Annotated in this window: 8 protein-coding genes; 3 read left to right on the forward strand and 5 right to left on the reverse strand. The window is 45.5% G+C overall.

Annotated elements, in window-relative coordinates:
* Positions 1–3: 3 nt before the first annotated feature.
* Both HUF13_RS11745 and HUF13_RS11750 read right to left on the reverse strand, forming a co-directional pair.
* A complete protein-coding gene (locus HUF13_RS11745) occupies positions 4–1,413 on the reverse strand; it encodes a GGDEF domain-containing protein (RefSeq protein ID WP_173475309.1) in 1,410 nt (469 codons plus the stop codon).
* A 2-nt stretch (positions 1,414–1,415) separates the two neighbouring features.
* Complete coding sequence (locus HUF13_RS11750) at positions 1,416–2,834, reverse strand: GGDEF domain-containing protein (protein ID WP_173475310.1); 1,419 nt, start codon at positions 2,832–2,834, stop codon at positions 1,416–1,418.
* A gap of 146 nt (positions 2,835–2,980) precedes the next feature.
* Here HUF13_RS11750 and HUF13_RS11755 point away from each other — a divergent pair, with 146 nt between their 5' ends.
* Entirely contained in the window at positions 2,981–3,397 is a 417-nt protein-coding gene (locus HUF13_RS11755) for a type I restriction enzyme HsdR N-terminal domain-containing protein (protein ID WP_173475311.1), read from the forward strand.
* A 59-nt stretch (positions 3,398–3,456) separates the two neighbouring features.
* On the opposite strand, the gene HUF13_RS11760 is transcribed toward HUF13_RS11755, so the two are convergent.
* The 3 genes from HUF13_RS11760 to xseA all read right to left on the reverse strand — a co-directional run bounded on the left by HUF13_RS11760 (position 3,457) and on the right by xseA (position 7,736).
* Positions 3,457–4,872, reverse strand: coding sequence for a sensor domain-containing diguanylate cyclase (locus HUF13_RS11760; protein WP_173475312.1), 1,416 nt, complete (start codon positions 4,870–4,872; stop codon positions 3,457–3,459).
* Complete coding sequence (locus tag HUF13_RS11765) at positions 4,873–6,285, reverse strand: GGDEF domain-containing protein (RefSeq protein ID WP_173475313.1); 1,413 nt, start codon at positions 6,283–6,285, stop codon at positions 4,873–4,875.
* A 152-nt stretch (positions 6,286–6,437) separates the two neighbouring features.
* Complete coding sequence (gene xseA, locus HUF13_RS11770) at positions 6,438–7,736, reverse strand: exodeoxyribonuclease VII large subunit (RefSeq protein ID WP_173475314.1); 1,299 nt, start codon at positions 7,734–7,736, stop codon at positions 6,438–6,440.
* A 151-nt stretch (positions 7,737–7,887) separates the two neighbouring features.
* Between xseA and HUF13_RS11775 the strand changes: the two genes are divergently transcribed.
* Both HUF13_RS11775 and HUF13_RS11780 read left to right on the forward strand, forming a co-directional pair.
* Positions 7,888–8,091: a type II toxin-antitoxin system Phd/YefM family antitoxin gene (locus HUF13_RS11775; protein ID WP_254794303.1), complete on the forward strand. Its 204-nt coding sequence runs from the start codon at positions 7,888–7,890 to the stop codon at positions 8,089–8,091.
* 267 nt (positions 8,092–8,358) lie between these two features.
* The gene (locus HUF13_RS11780; protein ID WP_173475315.1) at positions 8,359–10,098 is read left to right on the forward strand and encodes an FISUMP domain-containing protein; all 1,740 of its coding nucleotides are present in this window, start codon (positions 8,359–8,361) and stop codon (positions 10,096–10,098) included.
* The last annotated feature ends 190 nt before the right edge of the window (positions 10,099–10,288 follow it).

Below are 10,288 nucleotides of genomic sequence, written 5' to 3' on the forward strand. Positions count from 1 at the left end.
TTATTAGCGTTTTTTCAGTTCTGGATGTTTTGCATAGAACTGTTTTTTATCTTCGTACATTCGAACGTCGGCTTCGTGCATTGCAGTGCGAATATCGCCGCCGTTTCCGTTATAGTAAAAACCTAATGAGAAACTTACATTGTTAATATCCTGGGATTTATCGTGAATTTTTTTGACTTTTGCTTCAATCCCCTCTTTCGGCGTGTCGGTGATGATAATCAAGAATTCGTCACCACCGGCTCGATAGACCTCTCCTTCTGTAAAGGTATCCTTCAAAATGTCAGCGGCGCTTTTTAGTAAATCATCGCCGGCATCGTGGCCCTTAATGTCGTTGACTGGCTTGAGACCGTTCAGGTCGGCAAAGACAACGGCTAATGACTTGTATGAAACATCACCCTTCAAGAACTGTGAAACTCTGTTGTTCATGGAATTACGATTCTTGGCGCCTGTCAGAAGGTCCAAGTTGCTAAGCTTTTCGAGCTTGTTCAAAAGCAAGTAATTCGAAACTTCAGAGGCTATAAAGAATGACGAAATTTCAAGCGTTTCTTTTATCTGTAATAATTTAGATGTATCGAAATTTGTAACCCAAATAAAGCCAGCAATTCTGTTGTTGAATTCGAGTGGCAACAAAACAAGGCTGTCAATGTTGTTTTGCATTAAGGATGCATGCCAATTAGGATCCAACTTTTTGATGGTTTCAAAATCGTCTTCGTTTTGAAGCATCAAGCAGTTGCTTCCGGCGAGAATATCGACCCATGTCTTTGCATAGTCGATAAAATCATTGGTTACAATATCTCGAATGGAATGCTGGTTTGAACCTTCCTTGACGGAATCGCTAAAGACAGAACAGGTGCGTTCGTTAAAGTTGGTGAGCAAAAGGCAACAGTAGTTAGCACCGCAAATTTCACGGATGTCATAGAGGACTTCGTCCATGGTTTTTTGCAAGTTTGTGGCACCGCGGAGCTTAATGCAGGTCTTGAGCACTGTCGTTGATGTTTCGACAGAAAGCTTGGCCATGGCATCGTAGTCCACTTCGGGCGAAATACTTTGCGAGTATGTACAATATGCCTTGTTCGGGTCGTCGATATTCAGGGGCAGCATAATCAGGTTGATGCAAAAATCAAAGTGCTCCGGACGAATATAGGCGTGAATGGGTTCCTTTTTGACGGCACACTGGTAGCAGAAGTGTTCGAAATTCAATTCCTTCTTCATGTACCGTTCATAACTAGTGCCGGGTTTAAAAGGCTCCTTTGTTATAGCGTAACCATCGCGAATGGCTTGTTCCGTTGCTTCAATGAATGGCTTATTAGCATATTCGTAAAGAATACGCCCAAGCTTTCCGTCTTTGCGCTTTTCGACGGAAACAATGCATGTCATTGAATAAAATGTATCGACGAATTTTTGCAGATCCATATTTAGCGCTTCCTGTTTTCTGGGAATTTTGCATAAAATTGCTTTTTATCTTCGTACATACGAGTATCCGCTTCTCGCATAGCTGCACGGATATCGCCATGGTTTTCGTCGTAATAAAAGCCGACTGCAAAACTGACTGGGTGTTCTGGATCGTATGCCCTTTGACGCAATGCTTCGATTTTTGTCTCGATGTCTTCTTTGGGCTTGTCCATGGCTATAACCACGAATTCGTCGCCACCGGCGCGGTAAATTTCGCAGTCGGTGAATATATCCATCAATGCCTTTGCAGCGTTCTTAAGGAGCTGGTCGCCCGCATTGTGGCCAGCTCCGTCGTTTACGGTTTTGAGGCCGTTCAAGTCTGCAAAGACTATTCCGTATGCGTCTGGAACGCGCTCGCGACCACTTACAATCTTGAGGACGCGGTTGTTCATGGCATTGCGGTTCTTGACGCCTGTCAAAAGGTCTGTGGAACTCAACATTTCCAGTTTTTGTAACAACTGGTAGTTCACAATTTCAGAAGCAATAAAGAACGTCGTCAGTTCAAGGGTTTCCTTGATGTGGTCGGTATCTTTAATGTCGAAATTTGTAGACCAGATAAAGCCGATGACTTCGTTGTTGTACTGGAGCGGGAAAAGAACGATGCTATCGATTCCTGCATCTCGCATGGATTTGCACCAGCGAGGATTGCGTGCTCTGACAGCTTCCATATCGGATTCGTTTTTGATGATAAGGCAGTTGCTACCACCAATTGTATCCATCCAAGTTTTAACAAGGTCTGTAAATGCATCATTTAGGTAATCTAAGAGCGTTCGCTTATCCACGTGAGGATCGCAACTTTCGCTTAGCAATGAACATTTGTTTTCCTTAAAGTCCGTCAACATGATGCAGCAGAAGTTTGCAGCGCAGATGACACGGATATCGCGGATAACTTCGTCCATGGTCTGGAGGAAGTTCTTGGTGCTGCGAAGCTTGATACAAGTCTTCAGGACGTCCGAGGTCGTTTTTGCAGAAAGGTTTGCCATCTGCTCTACGCTAGCTTCGGTCGAAACTTCTTGCGTGTAGGTGCAGTAGCACTTGTTCGGATCGTTAAATTCGAGAGGTAGGCTAAATATGTTGAACCACACATCGAACCTGTCGGGATGGATATAGGCGTGCATCGGCTTCTTGAGGACCGCGCTGTTGTAAATGAAATGCTCGAAGTTCAAGTCTTTGGGTATATACTTGGTATATTCTTGGCCGGGCACGAACTTGTTGCCGAAGGGCATATCGATCGGATTTTCGCTGCTTCTTTCGTAAGACGAAACGTAAGCTTTGTTCCCGACTTCTATGCGCATTGTTCCATAGCTTCCGTCGGGGTTCTTTTCAACAGACATGATACAGGTCATTGAGTCGAACTGGTTAACGTATTCCTGTAGATCCATAACATCTCCTTCATGGCAAAAAGGACCTTCATAAAAATAATATGAAATGATTGATTTGGGTGTGTTTTATGTCTCTTTTTTTCATAAATTTGACCCCAAAAGGGTGATATTCCTCACATTTTGTAAGATTTCTGTATTTGTTGCTTATGATTCATGACTCAATTTACGATCCGATTCGCAAAAAAGAGGTCCCATTGACCCCCGAGGAACATGTCCGGCAGGCGACCGTGCGTTACTTGCTTGATGTGGTGAAAGTACCCGAGCATCTGATTGCGGTGGAATTTCCGCTTTCGACGGTTGAAGCGAAAACGGCGGATCGCGTGGATATTCTAGTGCATAATTTCCGCGCGGGTGCGTCTCTTAACAAGCCATGGCTTTTGGTGGAATGCAAAGCTCCGGGCGAATACACGTGGCCGGTGTTGCAGCAGCAACTGAATAAGTATTTGCAAGTTTTGACGCCGAGCTACGTGATGCTTGCGCTTGGCGATTGCGTGCGCTTTTTTGCTCTAGATCCAGAGACTCGGCGTTTTATAAAAATTGACAACTTGCCTCTATTCGAATAGCAATATTCGTCCGAAAATATTTGGCGATTTACGAGATTTGTAAAAGAAGAATCTAGAGGCTACAGTTTTTTTCTTTTTTCGGGATGTCGTAAGTAGAATTGTTTCTTGTCTTCGTACATGCGCACATCGGCTTCATGCATGGCCGTACGGATATTGCCACCGTTTTCGTTGTAATAGAAACCGAGTGAAAAACTTACGTTGTCTGTATTTTCCGAATTTTCGCGTAGCTTTTGGACTTTTGCTTCGATGTCTTCTTTGGGCTGATCGAGGATGATGACTAGGAATTCGTCGCCGCCGGCACGGTAGATTTCGCTTTTGCTGAAAGTCAACTTTAGCGCGGATGATGCTTTTTTTAGTAATTCATCGCCCGCATCATGCCCATATTTATCGTTCACGGGCTTTAGCCCGTTCAGGTCGGCAAATATAACTGCAAGGGATTTGTACTGCACCTTACCGTTCATAAATTGAGAAACTCTATTGTTCATGGAATTGCGGTTTTGTACGTTTGTCAAAAGGTCCATGTTGCTGAGGTATTCAAGCCTTCCGACAAGCTGGTAGTTTGCAATTTCGGAGGCGACAAAGAATGTAGTGAGTTCGAGCGTTTCCTTGATGTTTAATGTGTTTGATACATCGAAATTTGAGACCCAAATAAATCCTAAAATGACATTGTTGTACTCTAGGGGCAAAAGCACAAGGCTTTCGATATTTGCGTTGGTGAGGGATCTATGCCAGTTCGGAAAGTTTTGCTCGATTGTTTCAAGGTCTTCCTTGTTTTTGATGATCAAGCAACTGTTACCGGCAAGGAGGTGAAGCCATGTCTTTGCGTAGTCCACGAAGTCTTCTGTTATATAGTCACGGACGGAACGATGGTTTGAATTTGCTTTAATGGAGTCGCTAAATACGGAATAGGTATGTTCGTTGAAGTTGGTCAGCAGAACACAGCAGTAGTTTGCTCCGCAAATTTTGCGGATGTCTTCGATGACTTCATCCATGGTCTTTTGCAAGTTCGTGGCACCGCGGAGCTTGACGCATGTCTTCAAGACGTTTTTAGACATTTCTGCTGAAAGCATTGATTCTTCGCTGGACTCACTTTCTTCTGAAGTTTCCTGCGACAAGGTGCAATACGCCTTGTTTGGATCTTCTATTCCCAGGGGGAGCAATATCATACTTATGTGGATATTGGATTGCTCGGGTTGGATAAATGCTTGGACCGGTTTTTGTTCAATGGCGCACTCGTGGCAGCATCGCTCAAAGTCCAAAGCTTTGGGCATGAATCTCTCGTAATTGGAGCCTGGTTCGAATTTTGTTTCAAAACTTGATTTGCCATTTCCGTTCAGCTTTTCCAAAAATTCGATATATTGCTTGTTGGCTATTTCGATGCAAATATTTCCTGCTTTCCCGTCATTTCTTTTTTCGACAGAAAGGATGCAGGCCATTGTTTTAAATTGTTCGATAAAATTCTGTAAGTTCTTCATTTAGCGGGTCCTGCTTTCGGGGTGTATTTCGTAAAAATGTTTCTTGTCTTTGTACATGCGGGAGTCGGCTTCTCGCATGGCGGCGCGGATATCTCCACAGTTTTCTTCGTAGTGGAAGCCTAGTGCGAAGCTGACGTTGCTTGGGTCTTCCGCCATTTTATGGAGTTGCTCGATTTTGGATTCGATGACTTCTTTTGGGGTTCCCATGAATATAATTACGAACTCGTCGCCGCCGGCACGGTAGATTTCGCTTCCGCTGAAAATTGTTTTTAACGTGTCGGCTGCTTTCTTTAGCAATTTGTCTCCGGCGTTGTGTCCGTTATTGTCGTTGACGGTCTTGAGGCCGTTTAAATCGGCAAATATGACGCCATAGGAACTTGGCATGCGTTCGCGTCCGGTCACGATTTTGAAAACGCGATTGTTCATGGCGTTTCGGTTCTTGACGCCTGTAAGGAGGTCTGTGGAACTCAGCATTTCGAGTTTTTGTAAAAGCTGGTAGTTCGCCACTTCCGAGGCGACAAAGTATGTGGTGAGTTCGAGCGTTTCCTTGATTCGATCGGTATCTTTTGTGTCAAAATTTGTTGCCCATATAAAGCCGATGTTCTCGTGATTGTACTGTAGTGGGAATAAAACGAGGCTCTTGATTTTGGCTTCTTGCATGGAAGCGTGCCAACGGGGGTTGCGTGCCTTGAGCTCTTCCATATCTATGTTGTCCTTAATAATAAGGCAAGAACTTCCAGCAATGGTCTCGGGCCATGATTTAACGATGTCAATAAAAGAATCGTTCAAGAAATCATTTAGTGAATAATGGCCTAGTTCAGGGGCGGCGCTTTCGCTTAGCAATGAACAAGAGTTTGTCTTGAAATCGGTGAGCATGATGCAGCAGAAATTTGCACCGCAGATGGTACGGATGTCCGCGATGACTTCGTCCATTGTTTTGAGAAAATTCTTGGTGCTGCGGAGTTTGATGCATGTCTTAAGAATGTCCGAAGTTGTCTTTGCGGATAAGTTTGTCATTTGGTCGATGTTGACCTTGGTGGACATTTCTTGAGTGTAGACGCAGTAGCCTTTGTTTGGTACTCCAAAATCAACCGGAACGCTAAAAAGGTTGAACCACATGTTGTATCGATCAGGATGGACATAGGCGTGCATGGGCTTGTTGAGAACGGCACAGCTATAGATAAAATGTTCGAAGTTCAAGTCTTTTGGAATATAAGCAGTGTAATCTAGTCCAGGCTGAAATGTCAGATTAGGTCGTCCGTCGTTGAATTCGTTTTTCTGTTCGAAAGATGAAAGGTAGGCCTTGTTACCGGTTTCGATACATATTTTGCCGTAGCTCCCATCGGGTTTCATTTCGATAGATATGATACAAGCCGTAGAACCAAATTCATTTATAAATTCGTCTAAATCCATAAATTCTCCCTTTCTGCAAAATTTTCTGATCTGATGTAATAAAAATAACACAAAATGTTATAATGGCGGGGGTTCCTAATTATTTCCCGCTGAGTTTTTGCAAAAAAGAGGGATTTATCACATTTTTTGAAATGCTTAGGCGCTTTTTTAGACTATTGAACGGTTGAAATGACTTCGCCGTCGGCGAGGCGTGTCTTGATGGTGTCGCCGCTCTTGAGTTGGCTTGCTTTGCGGATGAACTTCCCGTTTGCGTCTAGCGTGAGCGAGTAGCCCTTGGCGAGAGTCGTCTTGGGGTCTGCGTTTTTGACTTTTTCGCTGACGAGTTCGAACTCAGATTTTGCGAGGTCGAGGATTTTGCGTGTACCTTGCTTTAAACCTTCGTGGTTGCGGTCGAGACGTTCGTGCTCGGACTTTATATAAAATGCAGTGTCCTTCTTGATGGAGGCGGCGATGAGCACGTGCTTCGATTTCTCGTTCTGGATGAGCCCGAAAACTTTTTGCTGGAGCTGGTTTCCCATCGTGCCGAGTTGCTTGTTGTTCTTGGTCAAGAGGTCGCGGGCGCCATCGGCAATGCTTGCCATCGCGTCTGTCATGCGGTTCCAGCTATCCGTAACGCGTTCCACGAGACGTTTGGCGCAGTCTGTGGGCGTGATGCACGAGAGGTAGGCGACTTCGTCCAAAAGGCAACGGTCGATTTCGTGACCGATTCCCGTAAAGACGGGGATGGGGTAGTTTGCGACCGCGCGGCAAAGCGCTTCGCTATCGAAAAAGTTCAAGTCCGTCTTGGCACCGCCGCCGCGCACAATACAGACAACATCTAAGTTGGGATCACTTTGGAGTTGCTCCAGTGCGGCGATGATGCTCCCCTCGGTTTCGTTCCCTTGCATTCGAGCATAGACGGTCGTGACTTTGAATGCAAACGGTGAAGCTTCAAGTCGCGTGGTGAAGTCCTTGTACGCGGCCGTGTTTTCGCCGGTAATAAGCCCCACGCGGAGCGGCACTTCGGCAAGTTCTAGCTGCTTGTTCTTTTCGAGCAGGCCTTCCATCGCAAGGCGCTTCAAGATGGCGCTCTTCGTCAATGCGAGTTCGCCAATCGTGTAAATTGGGTCGATGTCCAAGATTTGCGCTTGCAACTTGCCGTATGGGATGTACAGTTCTGCACGCACGAGAAAGTTGACCTTCAAGTCGTGCTTGAGCGTAAACGGCTGCGAAAGGTTGGATATCTTTGCAAGAATCGCTTCGTATTTGGTGGTGTAGCAGTAAAGGGCGAGGGTGGCCTTCGGCTTCACGTCGCCATCGGCGAAGTCCGCAATGCTCAGGTAAACGCCCGATGGCTTTTCCGCAATTTGCGAAATGACCCCGTGCACCCAAACCGCAGGTGTTGATTCTACGGTGTTCTTGAGCGAACGCATGTACTGCGTGACCGAAAATGTACGAACTTCTTGATCCATTTTTTGAGGCTGCCGCCTTTACCTGTCATGCCCGCGAAGGCGGGCATCTCCTTTCAAGCGTTTTGACGTTAATTATAATAATAATTAAATTCTGTATGAAAAATTATGGATCCTCCTAGCGGAGGATGACGTAGAGGGAAAAGGACTCATTGTGTCGAAAGTTGTTTCTGCAATGGATATGCGTCAGAATTTTGGGACGCTTTTGAACCAGGTTGCCATCAAGGACGAAGAAATCGTCATTGAACGCGCTGGCAAGCCTTTGGCACGCCTCGTGAGCATGAATTCCGCCACAAGCGGCAAGCTCGACTTCCGCGATATCGGTAAACTCCCGAACGACATCTGGAACGAATTTTAGTTCGCTACCAGTACACTCCTTTTATATAGTTTTCCCGGTCGGTATCTCGCCGGTTCTTCATGCCCATTTGTTGTCAGATTCCTTGACTTTTTTTAGGGGAATGCCTATATTTTGGCCCGTTATGTTTTTATCCTTACAAAACACTTATACTTTTGTACGCTCAGTGCGTTTGAGTTGTATTTGTAAGCCCTTCAAAAAATTTTCTGCTTTATCACTCCGGCATTGGTGCTTGGGGGAGTATATGCACTTAACCTAAGGAACAATAACATGAATTTAAGATCCCAAAAGGTGCTTTTTGCGCTTGCTGGTGTAATTTCTGCATCGGCTTTTTTGACTGCTTGCGGTGACGAAATCACTCAACTTACAAATTCTGACGTAGGCGCAGTTACTTCGTTTAATGATCTGGGCGATTGCAATTCCCAGAATAAAGGCCGTATAGTTTATGTAGATAGTTCCGATGCTGTTTACCTTTGTGCTGACAGTGTCTGGAAAGAGGTGAATCTTTCTGAGGTCAAGGGCGCTAACGGCAAGGACGGTGCCAATGGTAAAGACGGCAAAAATGGTACCGATGGAAAGAATGGAGCTGACGGTAAAGATGGCTCTAATGGAAAGGATGGTGCCGATGGTAAAGACGGTAAGGATGGGGTCAATGGAACATCCTGTACCGTAGAGGCTCTGAAAGACGGTTCAGGATATGACGTGCTATGCGGTGGCAAAAAGGTCGGATCTCTCATGAACGGTAAGGAAGGCGCAAAAGGTGCTGATGGTAAAAATGGTACTAACGGCACGAACGGTGAAAATGGAACCTCTTGCGAAGGCAAAGCTAACGAGGATGGTTCGGTCACGATATCTTGTGGCGGCAAGGATGTTGGAACTATCAAGAACGGTGAAAATGGCAAGAACGGCGAAAACGGAACCTCTTGCGAAGGCAAAGCTAACGAGGATGGTTCGGTCACGATATCTTGTGGCGGTAAGGTTGTCGGAACCATCAAGAACGGTGAAAATGGCAAAAATGGCGAAAACGGAACGAATGGCACGAGTTGCAGTATCGTGAGCGACAAGGATGGTGTTGTCACCTTGAAATGCGGTGACGTGGAAACGGAACTCTACAAGGCAGTATGCGGTGTTACACCGTATGACCCGGCGAAGAACTTCTGCTTTAATATGGAACTGTATGACTTGTGCGATGGAAGTGCCTATACTCCGGGCGATGATCTCTGTGAGAGTGGAAAGTTGCAGAAACTCTGCTATTTTAAGGATAAATCTCCAATCCGCTATGACGTACAAACCCAATTCTGTTATGGCGAAAAAGTATATGAACGTTGTGGCGGCAAGGAATATGATCCTACGAAGTTTGATTGTGTAGGAAATGTGTTGCTGGAAAAAACGACTTGCAAGGGAGTAGAATACGACCCGGAAAAAGAATTCTGCGCAATGAGGGGGAAGGTCGAAATTGGCGCTTATAAAATGGTAACTATCGGTACTGATGATAAAGCGCAGACTTGGATGGCGCAAAACTTGGATTACGACGTTGATGGCAGCCAATGCTATGACGGAGATTGCTCCTATGGCCGCTATTACAGCTGGAAGGCTGCTATAGATAATAGCACGCCTGATGTTAACGGAAACATTCAGGGAGTTTGCCCCGATGGATGGCACTTGCCTACAAAAGCCGAGTGGGAACAGCTTATTTCGAATGCGCATGAAAACGGGAGACTTGAGGCGGGTAAAGTGCTCAAGGATTCAGTTGGTTGGAGAAACTCCGACTTCAAGGGAAACAATGCGAGCGGCTTCACTGCGGTTCCTGCTGGCTACATGGTGTCTAATGCCGGTCGCAGCTTCTATCGCGAAAACGCTTTCTTCTGGAGTGCTACTGAGTTTGTGGACGAAAAACTCTGTACTAATTGTGCGTACTTTATGGTCTTGGCCTACAACAGCGACGGTGCGGCTGTGTCCAATGATTATAGCCAGGTGTATGAAATGTCAATTCGTTGCTTAAAGGACTAGCATTGAGACAAATGCTGCGCAGAAATGCTTGCATTTCTGCATTGCTGAGCTCAGTTAGTGAGCTTGTCGCAATTACATCGTATCCCCGCTTATGAACTGACCCCAAGAAGTTGGACAGTTTAAAGTTAGGATAAAACAGCGTTATGAGTCCGGTATTGTACCGGGCTCATTCCTTTTAGGCGTAATTTTA

It is taken from the genome of Fibrobacter succinogenes (assembly GCF_902779965.1).
GTDB classification, from domain to species: Bacteria; Fibrobacterota; Fibrobacteria; order Fibrobacterales; family Fibrobacteraceae; genus Fibrobacter; species Fibrobacter succinogenes_F.